The organism is Streptomyces sp. NPDC051064, from assembly GCF_044455985.1.
GTDB lineage: Bacteria > Actinomycetota > Actinomycetes > Streptomycetales > Streptomycetaceae > Streptomyces.
The window spans coordinates 790044-808926 of record NZ_JBITFK010000001.1 but is presented as its reverse complement, the minus strand read 5'-3'; the positions used below and the strand labels follow the sequence as shown (position 1 = coordinate 808926).

The following is an 18883-nucleotide window of genomic DNA, read 5'->3' as shown; positions in this document are numbered from 1 at the left end:
ATCCGAGACCCGTGCGAGCTGCCTGCCGCTTGTATTCAGGCCAGTCGTGTGGTTTCGCCGGCAGGAACCGGGGGAACAACGGCCAACGCCGACTCGATGTCGCCGACATTCCAGCGCTGATCGCTCTTAAAGGTGTCGACGAGATGCCAACCCGAGTAGACCCCGATCAGTCCCCCCACGACCCGGAAGACGTGACCCGACAGGGAGCAGCCCTCCGTCGCCAGGTACGCGACGAGAGGAGAGACGTTCCTCGGGTGGTATACGTCGAACTCCTGCTCCGTCTCGGGTTCCGCCAGCCGTTCGCTGAGCCCGGGAGTCGCATCGGTCGTCCGGGTTCGCGCGAGTGGGGCAATTCCATTGACCCGGACCCCGATCCGACCCAGTTCCTTGGCCGCGACCTGCGTCATTGCCGCGATCCCGGCCTTCGCCGCGGCGTAGTTCGTCTGGCCCACTCCAGGCGCCAGCCCCGCCCCCGAAGAGGTGTTGACGATGACTCGATCCGCGTCCAGCCCCTGCTTCGACCGACCACGCCAGTACCGCGCTGCGTGATGGCTGACGGCGAAGGTGCCCTTCAGATTGACGTTGATGACCGAGTCGAACTCGTCCTCGGTCATGTTGACCAGCATCCGATCGCGGAGGATGCCTGCGTTGTTCACCACGACGTGCAGGTCACCGAAGGTGTCGACCGCGGTCTCGATGAGTCGCTGGGCGCCCGCCCAGTCACTGACGCTGTCGGTGTTCGCGACGGCCTCACCGCCGGCGGCCTTGATCTCTGCGACCACCTCGTGCGCGAGATCGGAGTCCGTCCCCTCGCCGGACGCCGATCCGCCGACGTCATTCACCACGACCCGCGCGCCCTCGGCCGCGAACAGCAACGCGTGCTCCCGGCCGAGACCACGGCCGGCCCCAGTGATGATCGCTACTCTTCCGTCGAGGACGCCCATGAGTTGTCTTCCCTTCGTCTTCTTCAAGTCCGTGCGGGCCCGCACCCCGCTGTAGTGGAACTTGGGTTCTGATGCGCACGCCGGGGATATCGGCGGTGCGCATGTGCTACTTGGAGACGCCGACGGCGCGGGCGAGAATGGTGCGCATGATCTGGGACGACCCTGCGGTGACGGTCGCGACCCGCGCCTCGCGCCAGTACCGCTGCATGTCGTACTCGAGCATGAAACCGGCACCGCCCATCAGCTGCATGCCTGTGTTCGTCGCACGCTGTAGCGCCTCGGACCCGAACAGCTTCGCGGCCGTCACCTCAGTGAGGGCCGACTCACCTGAGTCGATGATGCTTGCGGCCTTGTAGGTCAGCAGCTTTGCTGCCTGGAGGTCGCAATACATGTCGGCGATCGGGTGGGCGACAGCTTGGAACGATCCGATCGAGCGGTTGAACTGCTCGCGCGCGTTGACGTACGAGCGAGTCATCTCGAACACGGTGTTGAGGGCCCCGATGTAACCACCGCACGTGAACACCCGCTCAAACTCCAAGCCTGAATGGAGCACGTCCCATCCCCGGTTGACGGGTCCGAGCATCTGCTCAGGTCCGACACGAACATCGTCGAAGAAGACCTCGTTGGTTCCGAGCAGGTGACGTCCCAGCGTCTTCAGCCGCCGGACCTCTACGCCAGGCGCGTCGGCAGGCACCAGGAAGACGGACAGTCCTGAATGGCGTCCTGCTTCCGGATCGGTCCGCGCGGTGACGTGCAGGATGGTTCCAGGCAGCCCGGCCCCGGTGATGTACAGCTTCTGGCCATTGAGCACCCAGGCGCCGTCACGCTGCTGCGCTGAGGTACGGATGCCCGCCGCATCGCTGCCCGCGCCGGGCTCGGTCATGCAGATGGTGTAGCGCTCTTCTCCGCGAATGGCCCGGGACAGGTGGTGCTTCTTCTGGGCCGGTGTTCCGTTGCGAAGGATGTTGAGAGCGAGGTACATCGTGATGCCGTACCCGGCAGCGAAATCGAGCCCTCGCCGTCCGAGCTCCTCGGAGACGATCAGCATCTCGGTCACACCGCGTCCGTCGCCGCCGTATTCTTCCGGGAACGGGAGGCCGTAGTAGCCCAGTGACGCCAGCTGCTCGAAGAAGTGCTGGGGGTAATGGCCGTCCTCGTCCCACTTCTTGACCGTTTCCTGCGGTGCTTCCTTGTCGATGAGTTCCCGCACTGCCGCACGCAGTGCGTCCTGGTCGTCAGTCACAACATCCTCCTGGGCGGTGTATGAGTTGTCGTCCCCGTCCGACGAGCTGTCTCGCTCATGGCATCGGCCCCCGTGTCCATGGGCTTCTCACAGGCTGTCGGGGCTCGGGCCCGTGTACGAAACCTGCTCGGAGGGCACGTGGCGCCACGTGTTCCCTTGCTCCTTCTCCTCCAGGTAGTGGGCTGCGAGACCAACGGTCCGGGGGGCGATCACGAAGATCCGAGCCGCTTCCCATGTGAATCCGAGATCGAGAAGCAGGGCCGCGGAGGCGCCGTCGATGTTCGCGGGTACTACGCGGCCGACTGCCTGGCTGAGCTCGTGCTCGAGGTGCTCGACCAGTGCGCAATGGTGCGAGTACACGCCCACTTCCTTGGCGAGTTTGATCAGGATGGGAGTCCGAGGGTCAGCACCGTGCTGCGGGTGGCCGAACCCGTCGAGGGGAGTGCGCCGCGCCCTGCTGTCAGCGACCATTTCGCGCGCCGCACTCTGAAGTGCCTCATCGGTGACCTCTCCATCGGCGGCAACGCTCGCGACGACCGAATGGAGGGTGTGTGCCAGTTGCTGGCCCGCTCCGCCGTGGATGTCACCGAACGTCATGACACCAGCCGCGATGCCCGCCTGGATCGGAACGCCGTACGACGAGAGGAGTCTCGTGACCGTACTGGACGGAGAGATCCCGTGTTCCATCACTGAGACGAGGATGGCGTCCAGGACTCGTGCCTGGCCATCGGTGGCGCGGTTGCCGGTGAGGACCAAGAACATCATCTCGGCATACGAGGTGTTGCCGATCAGATCGGTCAGACGGTGGCCCCGGACGATCACGTCATCCCGTTCGACCTTCGCGATCCCGGTTTCCCAGGAATTCGTGTCTCGTGCACCCATTCGAAGTCCCTCTTGGTCGTCGTACGCCGCCGTTCGGCGGTGAAGCCCGGGAGAGTCTGTTCCACACAGTGGCACAGCGTCTCGCCTGTCGGTACACGCAGCGTGGCGCACCCCTGAGCACCTGTCAATAGGGAGGGCACAGAGGCGCGCCAGCGGTCGGCAGAGGCTCTGCGATCTTCCGTCGCTGATGCCGCCGCCGTTGCGCTCCACGAGCGCAGGGGGCACCCAGCGCGTTCAGCTCACTGGAACATCGACCACCGCGTGGACGTCGAACCACGTGCCCGCAGCAGTCCACAGCACGGTGTGCTCGGGCAACCGACCTTCAGCCGGGCTCACCCCGGCTCAGCGCACACCGCACCGTTCAACGTGGGATTGCGAGAAGCGGGGTCTTCGAACTTGGGCGGTGTGTGCCGGGATACGCGCTGACTGGCTGTCACAGTGCGTGACCGCCGTGGTGGTTGCCGGTCCCGGATACAAGGCGCCCGTGGTCCTGGGTGATCATTTCTGTTCCCTACGCAGAAGACGGGGTGTCCGTCATGCGGGTCGAGCGGTGCGAGGGCGGTGGCCTCCGGGTCCACCTGGCCACGGCGGATGCCTCGGCCCGGGCCTGCCCGGCCTGCGGGGTCTTCTCGTCCCGAGTAAAAGGCTCCGCCACCACCCGCCCCCGTGACCTCCCTTATGGCGAGCGCGGGTTGGAGCTCTTCTGGCAGAAACGGCGCTGGTTCTGCCGCGAGCCAGCCTGTCCTCGGAAATCGTTCACCGAGCAGATCCCGCAGATCCCGGCCGGCGCCCGGCTGACCGGGAGGCTACGGAGTACGGCCGGACGTCGGATACGGGATGCCGGCTCCACAGTCATCCAGGCCGCCCGCGATCTGCGTCTGTCCTGGCCGACCGTGATGGACGCCTTCCGGACCGTTGCCCACGAGGTCGTCGAAGCGCCGCTGCCCGAGGTCGGGGCGCTGGGCATCGACGCGACCCGGCGCGGCAGGACCGGCTGGGAGCAGGACCTTGAAACGGGCAAGCGGCAGCTGACGCGGGACCGGTGGCACACCGGGTTCGTCGACGCGCTCGGTGTCGGTGGCCTGCTCGGCCAGGTCGAGGGCCGCACCGTCGCCGACGTGCTGGCCTGGCTGTCGACCACACCCCTGACCTGGCGCTACAACATCCGGCACGTGGCCATCGACATGTCCGCCACATGCCGGGCCGCGATCCGCACCGGCCTGCCGAACGCCGTCGTGGTCGACCACTTCCACATCGTGCAGCTTGCGAACAAGATGCTGTCCCTGGTCCGGCGCCGCACCACCGCCGAAATCCGGGGGGTCGGCGCGGACGCGCTACCGACCCCGAGTGGAAGGCCCGCCGACGACTCCTCCGCAATCGCGAGGACCTCACCGACGAGCAGTTCGCGAAGATGTGGAACCCGCTGCTGGCCGAGGGGAAGATCGGCCGAACCCTGCTGACCGCGTGGATCGCCAAGGAGTCCGTGCGTAACCTTCTCGCCCTGGCCCGCACCGGCGCCGACCGACACCAAGTCGGCCAAGCACGATGGAAATTCCTCACCTGACTTGACTCTGTCGGTGATCTTGGAGTTTCCCGGTGCGGCAGCATGGTCAACGGGCATGGTCGGGTGGTTCTGATGACTGATCCAGCTGTCGAGGTGCCCGTTGTCCCTGCGCCCCCGTTCCGGTGAGCATGTTCCGCCTCTGACCGCGCAGATCGCGCGGGCGAGCAACCCGGGTGGCACGACGGCGATCTGGATCCGTGACCGGCTGGACGGTCTGTGGTGCGATGAGGACTTCGCTGACTGGTACCCCAGGGACGGACGCCCAGGGCTTTCGCCTGCTCAGCTGGCCACCCTCTGCGTACTGCGGTTCCTGCTCGGCCTGTCGGACCGGCAGGCCGCCGAGGCGGTCCGCTGCCGCATCGACTTCAAGTACGCGATGGCCATGGAACTGGATGATCCCGGCTTTCACCACAGCGTCCTGGCCGACTTTCGAGATCGACTCGCCGAGGACGGCCGGGCCGACCACCTCCTCGACCTCGTCCTGGCCCGACTCAAGGAGGCCGGGCTGGTGCGCGAGCGCACCACGCAGCGCACCGACTCCACCCACGTCCTGGCCGCCGTGCGCGACCTGACCCGCCTGGAACTGATCACCGAGGCGGTCCGCGCCGCACTCGAAGAGACCGCCGACGCCTCCCCTCACCTGCTCGACGGACTCATCGACGAGGACTGGGGACTCCGCTACGGTCGGCCGATCCGCCTGGGCAAGAACCCACGAAGCCCATGACCAGGATTCTTGCCGCAGGAAACGACGGCGTCCGGCTCCTGGAACACCTCCACCGGCACGGAGCGCACTGCACGTCCGGTCCCCGCGTCCAGGCCCTGCGCCAGATCATGGTGCAGAACTACAGCAATGCCGAGAGCGAAGGCATCAACCGCGTGATCAAGCTCGTCGCCTGTGCCGCCTTCGGGTTCCGCAACGCCGCCAACCAGCACCTCCGCACACGCTGTCTTACCACCCGCCGAGCCCGCGGACACCTCCGCACCTCTCAACTTTGAAGACCCACCTTCTGCGGGAGATCCGGGAGATGGGCTACCACGGCAGCCACAACCTCCTGGTCCGCTACATCAACCAGGGCCGTTCGAGGTCGACCACGCTTGCCTGTCTCCACGCCGTGTCACCCGCCTCCTCACCCGCCGCCCCGACCGGCTGCGCGAGGACCAACTCGCCCTGCGCGACCAGATCGCCGGCGCCTGCCCCGAGATGACCGCCCTGGCCACCCAGATCAGCAGCTTCGCCGCTCTGCTCAGCTCGGCCCCGGGCAACGCCGCCGCCCTCAACGGGTGGATCACCCGCACCCGCGATACCGACCTGCCCTTCCTGCACGCCTTCGCCACAGGCCTGGAACGCGATCGTGCCGCCATCGATGCCGCGCTCACCCTTGCCGCAGCACAACGGACGCATCGAGGGCGTCCACAAGAAGATCGAACTGATTAAGCGTCAGACGTACGGCCGCGCCGGACACCGGCCTCTGCGCCAGCGCATCCTGCTCAGCTGAACTATCAGGAACGATCAACGCCTACGAAAATTCCTGGAAGACCCGGAGACCGTACAGATTCTTCCTACGCGCCCATTGACGCCCAGCAGGTGCCACCTCAACATGGGTGGTCTGCAGAGCGATACGCCGTGCCATCAGTCGGCACGCTTTGAAAACTGAGGCACGGATCGTCGCACCGACCACCGAAAGGCGGAGCCAATGGAAGCCCCAGTTGCCAAACCCGCGTCGCCGACGCCCGAGGCATCCAACAGGCGCGTCGCTGCGGCCATTGTCGTAGGCACCGCTCTTGAATACTTCGACTTCTTCCTTTACTCGGCTATGGCGGCGCTCGTCATCGGCCCCACTTTCTTCCCCTCGGACAATTCCGCAGCCAGCTCTATAGCCGCATTGGCGTCTTTCGGCGTCGGATTCCTTGCGCGCCCTTTCGCAGGGCTAATATTTGGAATCATTGGAGATAAGTTCGGCCGCAAGACGGTGCTGTCTTGGAGCCTCATTTTGATGGGTGTTTCGACGGGGCTGATGGGACTGATTCCATCTTATGCATCCATTGGTATAGCAGCTCCGATCTTGCTCGTAGCGCTGCGTATCATTCAAGGAATCGGCGCGGGCGCAGAATTCAGTTCCGCGATAGCAGTATCCTACGAGTACGCCACCGCCGACAGGCGAGGGCGACTCGGTTCACTGCCAACATTGGGAATCAACCTGGGAGTGTTCATTGCTTCACTGGCGGTCGCTGGTCTGAATTTGATCGGAGATGATTTCTTCTACTCCTGGGGCTGGCGCATCCCATTCGTTGGCAGCTTCGTTCTGGCCCTGGTTGGGTACGTCATTCGCCTGAAGCTTCCGGAGAGTCCCGAGTTTACGGAACTACCGGTAGAGGAAACGCGGCGTACATGGCTCCGAGTCCTGGCAGACCTCTTCAGGTCTGACTGGAAGGGCCTAGTCATAGTGTTCGTGACGTACAGCGGTTACGCGCTCGTGGCGACACTGTGGAAGACCTTCTCGCTCTCGTATCTGTCTGAGTTTCAAGAAATCAGTGGAGCTGTAAGCAGTTTTGGCGTGACATTGGCCAGCCTTTTTGCGATCGTTTGGACTCCAATCTGCGGCAGGCTCTGCGATGCAGTTCCAGTCCGATGGGTTCTCGCAACTGGCGGCCTCTTGGTGATCCTCTATTCATTTCCTTTTTTCTGGCTACTCGACACAAGAACTGCTATTTGGATCTGGATCGCATTGATCCTGGGTACGGGCTTTCTTGCTCCATTGCTTTCCGTAGCGGCGAGCCCGTTCATGGCTCGTCAATTCGCGACTAATACACGCGTCACTGGTCTGGGGGTGGCCAAAGAAACCAGTGCCGCCGTGGCGGCCGGCCTAGGACCGGTGCTAGCCCTCGGTCTCGTCAGTGCCTCCGGGACATCCAGCACTATTGGCGTATCAATACTCTTCGCTCTGGGTGGAATGATGTTTTTGATTGCAGCGTGGAGGGGCAGGACGACAGCCCCGTCATTCGGGAAGTCCGCGGTGGGAAATGCCTCGCGAGCTCATCATGCCTCTGACTGAACTGATACGGCAGCCGTAGATAGCGGTTCCGTTGCGTTCCTCCTGGTCAGGCGACTTGGTCGTGGAGGTGGTGACGTTGTCGGTGGCAGGCTTGGGCGACGGCCTGGCGGCGGAGTCGACAGGCGGACCAGAACACCACGTGGTCACCGTCCCGGGCCGGCGATGGCAGGGCGAACGCCCGGAGCAGCTTGAGCAGTTCGGGGCATGAAACCGGGGTGAGGCCCGGTGGCCAGTCGGGGGCGGTGAGGGCCGCGGTGGCGGCACGGGTCAGGGTGAGGACGATGGCAGCGATCATCGAGAACAGTGACCAGCAGTGCCAGGAGTTCCAGCAGGTCACCTGGCCCAGGTCGAGGCCGACGAAGGACTTGCCCAGCTGGAAGGCCTCCTCCACTTCCCAGCGGCGGCAGATTACCTCGACCAACTTCGCGGGTGTGGCGGGATGTTGGTGGTGGCAGAGGTAGTTGGATGTCTCTCGGGTGTAGCGGTGCCTGCGGACGATCAGTCTGGACGTCCCGGCCTCGTGTTCCTCGGGGGTGTCGTCCGCACGGATGTCGATCATCGACCAGTCGTACTCGCGGGTGCCCTTCTGGCCCTGGCCGGTAGCCATGCGCATCCAGTTCTGCGGGGCGAGATTGTTGATCACCTTGCGGACCTCGATGTGCAGGCCAGAGCGCAAGGTGACCTTCTGGTTCTGCTTGACCGCGGCCGCGGCCGCGACCGCATAGCCCAGTCCCATGCGCGCATGCTGTGCCGCAGCGCCCGACTGCCGTAGACCTCGTCACCGGCGAACCAGTCGCCCCGATACCGGCGTCACGGGCGTCGCGCACCATGGCCACGGCCCTGATCCGGCTTCGTCGAGAACTCCAACTCGTACGGATTGCCAGCGAGTTCACGCCGTTCGCCGTCGGCCGTCCAGCAGATGCGAAGCGGTGCGGGCCACTTCCTCCAGCACGGCGCGGACGGCCTCGGTGACCAGTTCGAGCCGAGTCAGGTCGCGCACCGCGGCCAAGCCATGGATGGAGTCGGTGCGCTGCGTGGTGCGCTCGCGCACGAGACCGGCCTCCTTGAGACGAGCCGGCGCGAGGTCGAGGAGGCGGTCGGCACGGTCGCCCTCGGCGAGACGGTCGCGGAAGTCGGCCAGCACGCTGTGGTGGAAGCCGGGATCGTCCAAGTCCAGGGCTGGCGTACTTGAAGTCGATCCGGCAGCGGACCGTTTCCGCTGCCTGACGGCCCGACAGGCCGACCAGGGGACTGCAGCACGTAGACAGTCGCCGGCTGGGCGTGCGACAGACCCGGACGACCGTCACGCGGGTGCCAGCCGGCGAAGACCTCGTCGCACCACAGCCCGTCGAGGCGGTCTCTCAACCACATCGCCGTCGTACCGCCCGGGTTGCTCGCCCGCGCGATCCGCGCGGTCAGAGAAGGGACATGCTCGCCGGAACGGGCACGGAGCGACATCGGACACCTCGACAACTGCATCGGTCTGCGAAGCATCCCCGAGCATGCCCGCTGATCATGCAGGCGCACCGGCAAACTCCAAGATCCCCGACAGAGTCAAGCTCAGGGCGCTTCCCCCAAGCGGTGGGCAATGGCGCTGGCAGCCTCCACTACCATGCCCCCGAACTTCGCCTGCAACGCAGCAGACATTCGGTGAATCGGCGTCGAGATGCCAATGCCGGCGATCCCTACCCCAGCGATCACGATGGGCGCTGCGACGGCGTGGACGCCTTCTCGCCACTGCTGATCGTTCACGGCGTAGCCGCGCCGACGGACCTCGTGGATGGCAGACGCAAGGGCATCAGCATCAGCCAAGGTAAAAGACGTATATGCCGTCAAGCCCCGAGATATGAGTTCGTCGATCTCGTCGTCCGACCAGGTCGATAGCAGGGCATGCCCGTTGGCGGAGGCCAACGCTGGGATCATCATGCCCGGGGAGACGTGGGCGCGTACCCCCTGGGGGCTCTCGATGCACTCGAGAACAATGACCGAATCCACCCCCTTGGGTGCGGCGAGATGGACGGTCTCACGAGTCTCCTCACGAAGCTGCTCCATCACCGGCAGGGCGATCGTGCGAAGATCGTTGCCGGCCTGGTGCCGCTGTCCCAGCTGGAACATCTTGGGTGTCAGGGTCCAGCGCGTCGCCTGATCGTGAACCTCCGTGACCCACCCGCCCTCCTGGAGCGTGCGGAGCATCCGCTGCATAGACGATTTCGGGATCTGCAAGTCTCTGGCCAGCTCTGACACACCCACCAGTCCTGGCTCGGCAAGCCGCTCCAGCACCCGCATTCCCGTCAGCACACTTCTCACGGCGGCGCTTGTCATCCGATCCCCTCAACCATCCGAACAACTGCAGATCCCAGCGCCACCCTACTGCTCCGCGTACTCGATCCTCCGTCGCCGAAGAGACACGTGGCCTGACAGCGGTGCTGACGAGGCTCAGGAGATTGAGATCGATCGACGAGCCACGTGTGCTTGGCCGGGTTGGTGCAGGTTACGAACAGCTGCTCCCCTTGATGGGACCGCAACCTGAACACGGGCAACCAGCGCGGAACGGAGTTCATCACCGCGCACCAGCGGCTCTTTCGCGATGCTCGCCGTCCGTCGTACATCGAGCTGCCCCTCGTTCCGGAATAGGGGCCGCGCGACCGAGTCGGTCGACGGCGCCGAGCTCTGCACGTGCAGCCGTACACAGATCCGCCCTGTGACCTCGAGGTCCTCCTCGATCACATCGGATGTGAAGACGAGGACGTCAGATCGGGACTCAACGAGCGCCTGGTCAAGGGGCCTCGTCCGGTGCCGGTGCCGAGTGGCCCACCACACGTGGGGACCAGGTCGGCGGGGTCGTAGTCGATCTCACTCGGCCTTCCGTCGATGCACCGTCGTGCTGAGGCCGCCATCGGCATGCAGGTGCCAGCGCTCGACACGGGAGCGCTGCAGAGGCCAGGTTGCCTCGTCGCGCCATTCGTAGCGTCCCATCACGAATATTCGTACCGGCGCCGAGGTGCTTGCAGGCGCGTCATCCGTTGTGTGGCGCCGGAGGAATGCCAGCACCTCATCGCTCCAATTCCCGTGCGGACCCCGCGTCCCGCATCGACATGATCCAAAATCTTGCGCGCCGATCGATGCCGGCCAGCAGGCGCCAGGCGGTCGGCGTGGAGGCCACGGGACCGAACACCTCCGCCTGGTCGCGCAGCGGGGCCAGGTCCGCTATCGCCTCGCCGCCGTCGGCGAGCATGACCGCGAGATCGACCGCGATCCGGCCGGGGTCGTGCCCGGTGCCACGCGGTCGCAGCTGACGCAGTGCGTTCGTGAAGGCGCTGGTCAGGCCGGTGACATCGGAGAGATCGGCCAGCAGGCGCATCCGGCGTGGCTGACCACCCCGTGACCGTCGGCCGACACGACGAGCTTGGGACGCGACCGGGTCAGGTTCACGCAGAAAGTGCCTTCCTGCTGGGATGACAGAGACCTTCGACGCCTCATCTTCCCAGTTCAGAAGGCACTTTCGCCTTTCCCCTCAAGATTCGGACACCGCCGCAAGTGAAAGGCGCAGGCTAGGACCCCATACCGAGATGCGCCCCACCGGCGACGTCGAGAGAGACGCCGGTGATGTACCGGTTGGCCCGGTCCGTGAGGAAGCCGATCGCGTTGGCGACCTCGGCCGGTTCGGCGAAGCGTCGCATGGGGAGCTGCGCGGCGCGCGCGTCGCGTGCTGCCTGCGCGGAGCCGGACTGGTCGGCGAGCAGTGTCCACATCGGCGTGTTCACCGGTCCGGGGTTGACGGTGTTGACCGAGATCCTGTCCGGTCCGAGGATCTTCGCCATCGACCACATGATGTGCAGCACGGCGATCTTGCTGGCGTTGTACGGCAGGTAGTCGATCCGAGCTTCCTTGGCCGCGACCGACGACAGCAGCAGAATGGTGCCCTTCGTGCCGCTGCCCCGCATGAGGTTCGCGACCTCGCGCGTGATGGTGAACGTGCCCGTGGCGTTGATGCGCATGGTGCGCTCGAACTCCTCGGTCGTGGTCGCCAGCGGATCGGGGGTGCCGCCGAGCACCCCCGCGGCGTGGACGAGGACGTCGATGCGGCCGTGCTCGCCGACGATCCGGCGCACCACTTCGGCGGTCTGATGTTCGTCGGTGACGTCGAGCTCGGAGAAGCCGGTGATGTCCTGCCCGTCGAGCGGTGCGAGGTCCGCCCCGACCACGATGTCTCCGCGCGCCCGCAGCGCGTCGACGGCGGCCGCGCCGATGCCGCCGCTGGAGCCGGTGACCAGGGCGACCTGGGGCTGCGGTGCTACTGCACTGCTTTGCTGGACCATGTGCGTCCCTCCTGCTCCTCGGTGGGCAGGCCTGCCGCCGCGAGGATCTTGTCGAGTAGCTGCTGGGTCTTGACCGCTTCCCATCCGGAGGTCAGCGGCTGCTGCCGGTCCTGAACGCGGTCGAGGAAGTGGCGGACCGCGTCGGCGAAGCCGAAGGTCTCGGTCGCGGTCGCCCAGCCGAACGCCTCCGGGCTCATCGACCGGACGGTGCGGACGCCGTCCGCCGTCACCGCGACGGTGTCGGGGGCGATGACCTCCGCCGAGCGCAGCTGCCCGTACGCGTCGAGCTTCTCACCCCACGCGCCGGCGGCTCGGGCCGCGACCAGCAGGCCCGTGTTCCCGGTCGAGAACCGGATGAGGGCAGCCGTGCCGTCCTCTTCCCAGGGGTCGGTTCCGGCGGCCGCGCTGGTGACCTCGACGACGTCTCCGCCGCAGAACCAGCGGAGGAGGTCCACCATGTGGATCGCGTTCTCGAAGGTGGCTCGGTACTCGGAACCGGCGCGGTTCTTCTGCGCGACGCAGAACGACGCTCCGGCCGCACCGAACGCTTCCCGCGCAGCGACGTACACGGGCGCGAACCGCCGGTTCAGGCCGACCATCAGGATGCGGCCGTGCTCGTCGGCGAGCTCAGCGAGGCGGACCGAGTCGGAGGTCGAGGTGGCGAGGGGCTTCTCGCAGAATACGTCGATGCCGGCGCGGAGGGCGCTCTCGACGGCCGCGACGTGCTCGGAGCGGGGAGTGAGCACGAAGACGGCGTCGAGCTCTTCGGCGTCGAGCATCGCGTCGACTGTGCGGTACACGTTCGCGAACCCCCACCGACGCTGCAGCGGGCTCGGGTCCTCGCGCCGCGACACCAGGGCGCGCAGCTCGACGTCGTCGCGCTGAACGAGGGTGGGCAGCTGCGCGATGCTGGCGATGTTGCCGGCGCCCACCACGCCGACGCGGAGTGTGGTCACGAGCGGACCTCGGCGTCCTGGTTGTTCGCCTCGAGATCGAGCTGCCGCAGCAGCGTACGGAGGTGCTCGGCGCCGCGACGGAATCCGGTCTCGGGGGCGTCGAGATCCTGTGGATGCCACCGGTACTCGTATTCGAGCGAGAGCACGTCGTCGTAGCCGACCTCGCGGAGGCGCCGGAGGATGGGCGACCAGGCGAGGGTGCCGTCGCCGACGACGCGCGAGATGACGGCGCGTTCCTCGGCGTGCACCCGCGCCGTCTCGGACGCGACGAACGGGGCGTTCGCGTCCTTGAAGACAAGGTCCTTGACGTGCACGTGGCCGATGAGATCGCCCTGGACGGCGAAGGCGTCGTCGACGTCCTCGTCGTGGGTGAAGGTGAGGTTCGCCTGGTCATATAGGACGCGGACGGCGGGCGAGTCGACCGCGCGGATGAGCTTGGCGGTGTCGCGCGCGGTCTGCGTCATGGTGCCGAAGTGGTTCTCGGCGCAGAGCACGACGCCTGCGTCCGCCGCCGGGCCGGAGAGCTCCTGGAACGAGCGGACGAGCTGCGTCCAGTGCGCGGCGTGGTCCTTCTGGCCCGGCTGCCACGCGCCGGAATAGACGCGGATGCGGTTCGCGCCGATGGCGTGGGCGATGTCGATGGCCGATCGCAGTTCGTCGACGGCTGCTCCGCGCATGCGCTCGTCGGTCGCGTTGATGGCGGTCGTGTACGGGGTGAGCCCGATGACGGGGATGCCTTCGCCGTCGGCGACGCGTGCCGCTTCCGCCGCTGCCGCGGCATCGCCGATGGGCAGACCGCTCGTGTAGTCGTCCTGGTAGATCACCTCGGCGGCGTCCAGGCCGGCTCGGGCGAAGAGTACAAGCGCTTCGGGAACGGTGTGGTGGGGGGTGCCGAGGGTGTGGCCGGCGATCTTCATGAGGGTGTCTCCGAGGCCTTCGAGGTGGAGTGGGTGTGCCAGTCGTGGGGGCCGACGAGACGCGGGGGATCGGCGACCCGTGAGCGGTCGACGAACTCGAGGATGAGTCCCCAGGAGGTGCGGGCGTACACCCACCGGTTCCCGGCGACAGCGGGGCTGTCGCCGGCGACCTCCTTGCGCGCGCCGAGGATGTCGATGCCCCGGAGGTCGGCGACCGCGGCGACGACGTCGTCGACGTCGTCGACGACGAAGCAGAGGTGGTGCCCGCCCGCATCGCTGGCGCGCGGGAACACGGGGGAGCGGTCCTCGCTCCACCACTGGAACAGCTCCACGTTCAGGTTCGGCGGCAGCCGGAGCATGCGCAGCTCCAGGTGCGCGTCCGCGGGCACGCCGAAGTGCTCCGGCATGACCGCGGCATCGGGTCCGCGGGTGGAGCGATAGAGCTCCTCGGCGCCGAGAAGGACGGTGAACAGGCGGGTGGCGTCGTCGAGGTCGGGGACGGTGAAGGCCACGTGGTCCACGTATCGCAGACCGGGAAGGCGACCGGGGTTCGGATTCATGAGCGGAGTTCCTGGGTGGAGGAGCGGATGAGAAGCGATGGCTCGAGCACGACGTGGTCGGGCGGGCCGTCGGCGATGAGGGCCTCGCCGAGTTCGATGGCGATCCGTCCGAGGTCGGTGATTGGTTGTCGGACACTGGTCAACCGGGGGTTGAACTGGGCGCCGAGGTCGAGGCCGTCGAAGCCGATAACCGACAGGTCGGCGGGCACGGTCAGTCCGCGCGAGCCGAGCTCGGAGATCATGGCGAACGCGATGAGGTCGTTGGACGCGATCACCGCCGTCGGGCGGATCGGTTCCCGCATCCAGTGGTCCACGATCCCCGGCCCCGGAGCGGCGCCGGGCGCCGCCTCCAGGACGACGGGCGAGATGGCGTGGCGCTCGGCGGCGTGGTGGTAGGCGTCCCAGCGGTCCTGGGCGGTGTACGTGCCGACGATCCCCGGGGCGTAGGCGATGTTCGTGTGGCCGAGACCAAGGAGGTGGTCGAAGGCGAGGTCGATGCCCCGGGCGCTGTCGACAGTGACGGTGGGCACGGCGAGGTCGTCTTCGACCCGGTCGATGACGACGACCCGGTTCTGAAACGCGTATCGGCGGAGCGCCTCGAGGTTGACCCGGGTTGAGGGGGCCACGATGCCGAAGGGGGAGTACATGGAGTGCATCGCGCTCACGTAGTCGGCGGTCTGCCCGGCGTCGCCGTCGGTGATGCAGAGCATCAGCTGGTAGCCGCGTGCTTTGGCGGCGGCGGCTGTCGTGCGCGCCAGCTCGGCGAAGAACGGGTTGGTCATGTCCGGAACGATCAGCGGGATGAGGTTGCTCGAGCCGCGGCGGAGAGCCTGCGCGAGGGGGTTCATCGAGTACCCGAGCTCGGCTGCGACACGCAGCACGTGTTCCCGGGTCGCCGCGCGTACGGCATCCGGCTTCGAGAATGCGCGTGACACGGTCGAGCGGTGCACGCCGGCCGCCTCGGCGACGTCGTCGATGCTCACTTCAGCCACAACGCACCGTCCTCTCCAGGTGCGGCGACCAGATGAGCTCCATAGTGGTCACAAGCTCGGCGAGTGTCGGCAGGCCCGCGAACCCGGTCGTGAGCGTATCGGCGACGCCGGTGACGAACACGTCGTACAGCGGGTCGCTGTCGACCTCGAGGACGGCGCTCTTGGTGACGCCGGATTGATCGGTGAACGTCGCGTCGCCGGTGGTGTCGACGGTGGCGAACCCGTTGGTCCCGGCGGCGGTGAAGCTGCAGTACCGCTTCAGCGGCGAGTTGGGGAACGCATAGCCGACCTCGATGATTGCCTCGCGGCCCGTGACGGTGGTCAGGACCATCGTGGAGTGGTCGTCGACCGCCCCGCCGTGCAGCGTGGTGGAGAGCTTCTGGACGACGTCGACGGGGTGTCCGAGGTGGCGGATCGCCAGGTCGACGAAGTGCGGGCCGAGGTTCATCAGGCTGCCGCCGCCGGAGAGGGCGGGTTCGAGCATCCACGGGTTGCCGTTGCCCCGGTACCGCGAGGGCGGACCGGCGACGAACGCCATCCGCTCGTAGACGATGTCGCCGGCCTGCCGCAGCCACGTGTCGATCGGGGCACCGCGCTGGACGAGCGGCACGGTCGCCGGCACGGCGGCCAGGCGCGCCTCCTCCTCGAGCGCCCGAAGTTCGTCGAGGTTCGCACCGGCGGGCTTCTCGATCACGAACGGGATGCCGCGGTCGACGAGCTTTCGGCCGACCGCGAGCATCTCGTGGTGCGGGCAGAACACGAACGCCACCTCGATGCCGTCCTGGTCCAGAGCCTCGTCGACGCTCGCCGCGACGGGTGCGCCCAAGGGCTCGGCGAATGCCCGAGAGACCGCGGGGTCGGGGTCCTGCACCGCCGTCACGCGGAATCGTCGAGCCAGCCCGGCACGGTACAGCGGCGCGTGCCAGTGGGACGCGCCCAGCACCACGGCCGAGGGCCGAGGGACCGAAGAGGAATGATCCACCGCCGTCGACTCCTTCGCTTCGATGAGGATCCCGGCGTTCAGTCGCCCGCGAATGAGAACGATTGCTGAGATCGATTGCAACCCAGGATGTACACCTCGCCGCGATTCGTCAATGCGTCCGGGTCGCGGCTCGACGAAGCGCACCAACGTGGTGTAACCATCAGGGCCATGTTCCAAAAACTCCACGTCATAGAGACCATCCGCGATTCCGGCAACGTCCTCATCGTCCGCCTCGACACCGCCGAGGAGGCGTTCGAAGTCGCCTCGGCAGCCGTCGCCGGCGGCATCCGCGCCCTCGAGATCACCCTGTCGATCCCCGGCGCCCTCACCGTGATCGAGCGCCTGACCGAGCGCTTCGCCGGTGAAGACGTGGTCTTCGGCGCGGGCACCGTCCTCGACGGGCACGCCGCCTGGTCGAGCATTCAGGCCGGCGCGCAGTTCCTCGTCAGCCCGAACCTCAACCCTGAGATGATCCGCGTCGCCAACCGCTACCAGGTCGCCACCATCAGTGGTGCCTACACGCCGACCGAGATCCTCGATACGGCCGAGGCCGGCTCGGACATCGTCAAGCTCTTCCCCACCGAAGCCGGCGGCATCCCTTATGCCAAGGCGGTCCTGGCGCCGCTCGCGCACGTCCCGATCCTTCCGGCGGGTGGCGTCACCACCGCCAACGTCGGCGACTGGTTCGCCGCAGGCGTCGCGGCGGTCGGAGTGGGCAGCGCCATCACCAAGGCCGGCCGCCCCGACGGCGACATGGGCAAGGTCACCGCAGCGGCGAAGGAGTTCGTGGCCGCGATCGCGCGAGTGAAGCGGTGACAGCCGACGTCCAAGCCCCGCCCGTCGCCTACATCACGCTCGGCGGGGCGGGGTCGGGCAAGTCGACCCTGTCGAGACACCTCAGCTCCCTGACGGGCGCGGCGTATCTCGACAAGGACACGCTCGCCGGGCCCCTCGTGCGAGTGGCTCTCGAGGCGTTCGGGCAGGATCCCTCCGACCGGGAATCGAACGAGCTGTACCTGCGGAGGGTCATGCCGGCCGAGTACGAGACGCTCTTCGCGACCGCCGGCCGGAACCTGGAACTCGGCCACTCCGTCGTCATCGATGCACCGTTCGTGGCGTACCTCCAAGACCCCGACTTCCTGTCTCGCTCGACCGAGGGTGCAGGCTGGCCCGCCGCCGCTCGCATCCGGGTGATCCACGTGCGCACCTCGCCCGAGGTCGTGCGGCAACGGTTGATCGAGCGCGGCAGCGAGCGGGACCGGGTCAAGCTCGCCGGATGGGACGTCTACTGGGAGCGATTCGGAGCACTCGAGTGCCGCTGGAACACCGGCGAGCACGACGTCGTCGTGAACGATGACGAGTCGGCGTTCACGCGTCTTCGTGAGCTGGTGCTGCAGATCTGACCGCTGCGTTCTCGAGGTCTGACGACCAGGATGACCGCTGGGTCTTGACAGGGCGGACGCGCGTGACGTTTCGTAACAGCGTTACAGCGACACGGAAGTGGGTGTGGATCCACGTCGACACGGAAGTGCATGTGGATCCACATCGACACGGAAGTGGATGTGGATCCACGTCGACGTGGACGTGGATCCACGATGGCGAGGAGACGAGAACATGGCACTGGCCGATGACGTCACAAATGCGATGCGTGTGCTCGAACTGCTGGCGCCGCATGCCGAAGGCCGACGCGTCACGGACATCGCCGAGCGCCTGGGCCTCAACAAGGCCATCGCTCATCGTCTCCTCGCCGCCCTGGTCGATGCGGGCTATGTGAATCAGGATCCCCGCACCTCCAGCTACTTCGCCACTCACAGCCTCGGCGCCCTGGGGCTCCGCCAGCTGTCCTCGTCAGCAGTGGAAACGTGGGCTCAGCGAAGCCTGGACTCGCTCGCGGCGGAGTGTGAAGAGCTCGTCCGCCTGGCGGTAGCCACCAACGATTCCTTGAAGTGGATCGCCAAAGCCCAGGGGGCGAACTCGTCCCTCCGCATCGACCCCGTCATGGGTCAGGACGCGGTCCCCCACGCCACTGCATCCGGGAAGGCGTGGCTCGCCACTCTCTCTCCGGACCGAGTCGCGACCGTGCTGGCGCACGAGAGCCATCTCGACGTCACCCCCAGATCCACCCTCGACCGGGCCGCTCTCCAGGTCGAGCTCGACGAGGTTCGTCACCGCGGGTACGCCACGACGATCGAGGAGATGGACCTCGGTATCAGTGCCGTGGCGGCCGCCATCCACGGAGCCGGACCGGGCCAGGAGGCCACCGGGACGATCAGCATCGCGGGCCCCTCCGTACGGATGACCCGAGCGCGCATGGCCGAGCTGTCGCCGCCCCTGCTCGCGGCCGCGGCTGACATCTCCCGGAGCTGGCCTAGCTACGCCTACCTCGTCGCGGACGAGGAACTCTCCGCCTAGACAGGCAGACACCCAGGCAAACACCCCTTCAACATGTTCAGCGACTCTCGGCCCAGGGC

At 66.8% G+C, this 18883-nt stretch carries 20 protein-coding genes and 1 pseudogene; 7 read left to right on the top strand and 14 right to left on the bottom strand.

Annotated elements, in window-relative coordinates:
* Positions 1-35: 35 nt before the first annotated feature.
* The 3 genes from ACIBCU_RS03885 to ACIBCU_RS03875 form a co-directional block, all read right to left on the bottom strand.
* Positions 36-944 carry an SDR family oxidoreductase gene (locus ACIBCU_RS03885; RefSeq protein ID WP_362938186.1) on the bottom strand — a complete coding sequence of 303 codons (909 nt, stop codon included), beginning with the start codon at positions 942-944 and terminating at the stop codon, positions 36-38.
* 106 nt (positions 945-1050) lie between these two features.
* A complete protein-coding gene (locus ACIBCU_RS03880; RefSeq protein WP_362938189.1) occupies positions 1051-2187 on the bottom strand; it encodes an acyl-CoA dehydrogenase family protein in 1137 nt (378 codons plus the stop codon).
* Between the two features lie 87 nt (positions 2188-2274).
* The gene (locus ACIBCU_RS03875; RefSeq protein ID WP_399229024.1) at positions 2275-3069 is read right to left on the bottom strand and encodes a citryl-CoA lyase; all 795 of its coding nucleotides are present in this window, start codon (positions 3067-3069) and stop codon (positions 2275-2277) included.
* Between the two features lie 536 nt (positions 3070-3605).
* Between ACIBCU_RS03875 and ACIBCU_RS03870 the strand changes: the two genes are divergently transcribed.
* From ACIBCU_RS03870 to ACIBCU_RS03860, 3 genes are all read left to right on the top strand, one after another.
* Positions 3606-4529, top strand: coding sequence for a transposase (locus ACIBCU_RS03870; protein WP_399229022.1), 924 nt, complete (start codon positions 3606-3608; stop codon positions 4527-4529).
* Between the two features lie 204 nt (positions 4530-4733).
* Positions 4734-5357, top strand: coding sequence for a transposase (locus tag ACIBCU_RS03865; protein ID WP_399229020.1), 624 nt, complete (start codon positions 4734-4736; stop codon positions 5355-5357).
* The gene (locus ACIBCU_RS03860; protein ID WP_399229018.1) at positions 5354-5629 is read left to right on the top strand and encodes a transposase; all 276 of its coding nucleotides are present in this window, start codon (positions 5354-5356) and stop codon (positions 5627-5629) included. The genes ACIBCU_RS03865 and ACIBCU_RS03860 overlap by 4 nt, the downstream gene beginning before the upstream one ends.
* 64 nt (positions 5630-5693) lie before the next feature.
* Here the strand turns inward: ACIBCU_RS03860 and ACIBCU_RS03855 are convergent, their stop codons facing one another.
* The gene (locus ACIBCU_RS03855) at positions 5694-6035 is read right to left on the bottom strand and encodes a hypothetical protein (protein WP_399229016.1); all 342 of its coding nucleotides are present in this window, start codon (positions 6033-6035) and stop codon (positions 5694-5696) included.
* A 292-nt stretch (positions 6036-6327) separates the two neighbouring features.
* Here ACIBCU_RS03855 and ACIBCU_RS03850 point away from each other — a divergent pair, with 292 nt between their 5' ends.
* Positions 6328-7686: an MFS transporter gene (locus tag ACIBCU_RS03850; protein ID WP_362938207.1), complete on the top strand. Its 1359-nt coding sequence runs from the start codon at positions 6328-6330 to the stop codon at positions 7684-7686.
* A gap of 46 nt (positions 7687-7732) precedes the next feature.
* On the opposite strand, the gene ACIBCU_RS03845 is transcribed toward ACIBCU_RS03850, so the two are convergent.
* The 10 genes and pseudogenes from ACIBCU_RS03845 to ACIBCU_RS03800 form a co-directional block, all read right to left on the bottom strand.
* Positions 7733-8422: a hypothetical protein gene (locus ACIBCU_RS03845; protein WP_399229014.1), complete on the bottom strand. Its 690-nt coding sequence runs from the start codon at positions 8420-8422 to the stop codon at positions 7733-7735.
* A 153-nt stretch (positions 8423-8575) separates the two neighbouring features.
* Positions 8576-8857 carry a hypothetical protein gene (locus tag ACIBCU_RS03840; protein WP_399229011.1) on the bottom strand — a complete coding sequence of 94 codons (282 nt, stop codon included), beginning with the start codon at positions 8855-8857 and terminating at the stop codon, positions 8576-8578.
* Positions 8858-9246: 389 nt separating this feature from the next.
* Positions 9247-10008, bottom strand: coding sequence for an IclR family transcriptional regulator (locus ACIBCU_RS03835; protein WP_362938216.1), 762 nt, complete (start codon positions 10006-10008; stop codon positions 9247-9249).
* A gap of 739 nt (positions 10009-10747) precedes the next feature.
* A pseudogene (locus tag ACIBCU_RS03830) lies at positions 10748-11166 on the bottom strand (transposase); the annotation flags it as partial.
* A 71-nt stretch (positions 11167-11237) separates the two neighbouring features.
* The gene (locus tag ACIBCU_RS03825; RefSeq protein WP_399229008.1) at positions 11238-12005 is read right to left on the bottom strand and encodes an SDR family NAD(P)-dependent oxidoreductase; all 768 of its coding nucleotides are present in this window, start codon (positions 12003-12005) and stop codon (positions 11238-11240) included.
* Positions 11981-12961: a Gfo/Idh/MocA family oxidoreductase gene (locus ACIBCU_RS03820; RefSeq protein ID WP_362938225.1), complete on the bottom strand. Its 981-nt coding sequence runs from the start codon at positions 12959-12961 to the stop codon at positions 11981-11983. Before ACIBCU_RS03820 ends, ACIBCU_RS03825 begins: the two co-directional genes overlap by 25 nt.
* Entirely contained in the window at positions 12958-13878 is a 921-nt protein-coding gene (locus tag ACIBCU_RS03815) for a sugar phosphate isomerase/epimerase family protein (protein WP_399229006.1), read from the bottom strand. Before ACIBCU_RS03815 ends, ACIBCU_RS03820 begins: the two co-directional genes overlap by 4 nt.
* On the bottom strand, positions 13875-14438 hold the full coding sequence (locus ACIBCU_RS03810; protein ID WP_362938231.1) for a VOC family protein: 564 nt from the start codon (positions 14436-14438) through the stop codon (positions 13875-13877). The genes ACIBCU_RS03815 and ACIBCU_RS03810 overlap by 4 nt, the downstream gene beginning before the upstream one ends.
* Complete coding sequence (locus tag ACIBCU_RS03805; RefSeq protein WP_362938234.1) at positions 14435-15430, bottom strand: LacI family DNA-binding transcriptional regulator; 996 nt, start codon at positions 15428-15430, stop codon at positions 14435-14437. Before ACIBCU_RS03805 ends, ACIBCU_RS03810 begins: the two co-directional genes overlap by 4 nt.
* Positions 15423-16412 carry a Gfo/Idh/MocA family protein gene (locus ACIBCU_RS03800; protein ID WP_399229003.1) on the bottom strand — a complete coding sequence of 330 codons (990 nt, stop codon included), beginning with the start codon at positions 16410-16412 and terminating at the stop codon, positions 15423-15425. The genes ACIBCU_RS03805 and ACIBCU_RS03800 overlap by 8 nt, the downstream gene beginning before the upstream one ends.
* 87 nt (positions 16413-16499) lie before the next feature.
* On the opposite strand from ACIBCU_RS03800, the gene ACIBCU_RS03795 reads away from it, so the two are divergent.
* From ACIBCU_RS03795 to ACIBCU_RS03785, 3 genes are all read left to right on the top strand, one after another.
* On the top strand, positions 16500-17228 hold the full coding sequence (locus ACIBCU_RS03795; protein ID WP_399229001.1) for a bifunctional 4-hydroxy-2-oxoglutarate aldolase/2-dehydro-3-deoxy-phosphogluconate aldolase: 729 nt from the start codon (positions 16500-16502) through the stop codon (positions 17226-17228).
* Positions 17225-17815 (top strand): AAA family ATPase, encoded by a 591-nt coding sequence (locus tag ACIBCU_RS03790; RefSeq protein ID WP_362938243.1) that lies wholly within the window; start codon positions 17225-17227, stop codon positions 17813-17815. The genes ACIBCU_RS03795 and ACIBCU_RS03790 overlap by 4 nt, the downstream gene beginning before the upstream one ends.
* A 211-nt stretch (positions 17816-18026) precedes the next feature.
* The gene (locus ACIBCU_RS03785) at positions 18027-18824 is read left to right on the top strand and encodes an IclR family transcriptional regulator (protein WP_362938246.1); all 798 of its coding nucleotides are present in this window, start codon (positions 18027-18029) and stop codon (positions 18822-18824) included.
* Positions 18825-18883: the final 59 nt, after the last annotated feature.

Coding starts and splice junctions, on each gene's coding strand:
- ACIBCU_RS03885 (WP_362938186.1), bottom strand. CDS start 944: ATGGGCGTCCTCGACGGAAGAGTAGCGATCATCACTGGGGCCGGCCGT.
- ACIBCU_RS03875 (WP_399229024.1), bottom strand. CDS start 3,069: ATGGGTGCACGAGACACGAATTCCTGGGAAACCGGGATCGCGAAGGTC.
- ACIBCU_RS03870 (WP_399229022.1), top strand. CDS start 3,606: ATGCGGGTCGAGCGGTGCGAGGGCGGTGGCCTCCGGGTCCACCTGGCC.
- ACIBCU_RS03860 (WP_399229018.1), top strand. CDS start 5,354: ATGACCAGGATTCTTGCCGCAGGAAACGACGGCGTCCGGCTCCTGGAA.
- ACIBCU_RS03855 (WP_399229016.1), bottom strand. CDS start 6,035: ATGCGTCCGTTGTGCTGCGGCAAGGGTGAGCGCGGCATCGATGGCGGC.
- ACIBCU_RS03850 (WP_362938207.1), top strand. CDS start 6,328: ATGGAAGCCCCAGTTGCCAAACCCGCGTCGCCGACGCCCGAGGCATCC.
- ACIBCU_RS03845 (WP_399229014.1), bottom strand. CDS start 8,422: ATGGGACTGGGCTATGCGGTCGCGGCCGCGGCCGCGGTCAAGCAGAAC.
- ACIBCU_RS03835 (WP_362938216.1), bottom strand. CDS start 10,008: ATGACAAGCGCCGCCGTGAGAAGTGTGCTGACGGGAATGCGGGTGCTG.
- ACIBCU_RS03825 (WP_399229008.1), bottom strand. CDS start 12,005: ATGGTCCAGCAAAGCAGTGCAGTAGCACCGCAGCCCCAGGTCGCCCTG.
- ACIBCU_RS03815 (WP_399229006.1), bottom strand. CDS start 13,878: ATGAAGATCGCCGGCCACACCCTCGGCACCCCCCACCACACCGTTCCC.
- ACIBCU_RS03810 (WP_362938231.1), bottom strand. CDS start 14,438: ATGAATCCGAACCCCGGTCGCCTTCCCGGTCTGCGATACGTGGACCAC.
- ACIBCU_RS03795 (WP_399229001.1), top strand. CDS start 16,500: ATGTACACCTCGCCGCGATTCGTCAATGCGTCCGGGTCGCGGCTCGAC.
- ACIBCU_RS03785 (WP_362938246.1), top strand. CDS start 18,027: ATGGCACTGGCCGATGACGTCACAAATGCGATGCGTGTGCTCGAACTG.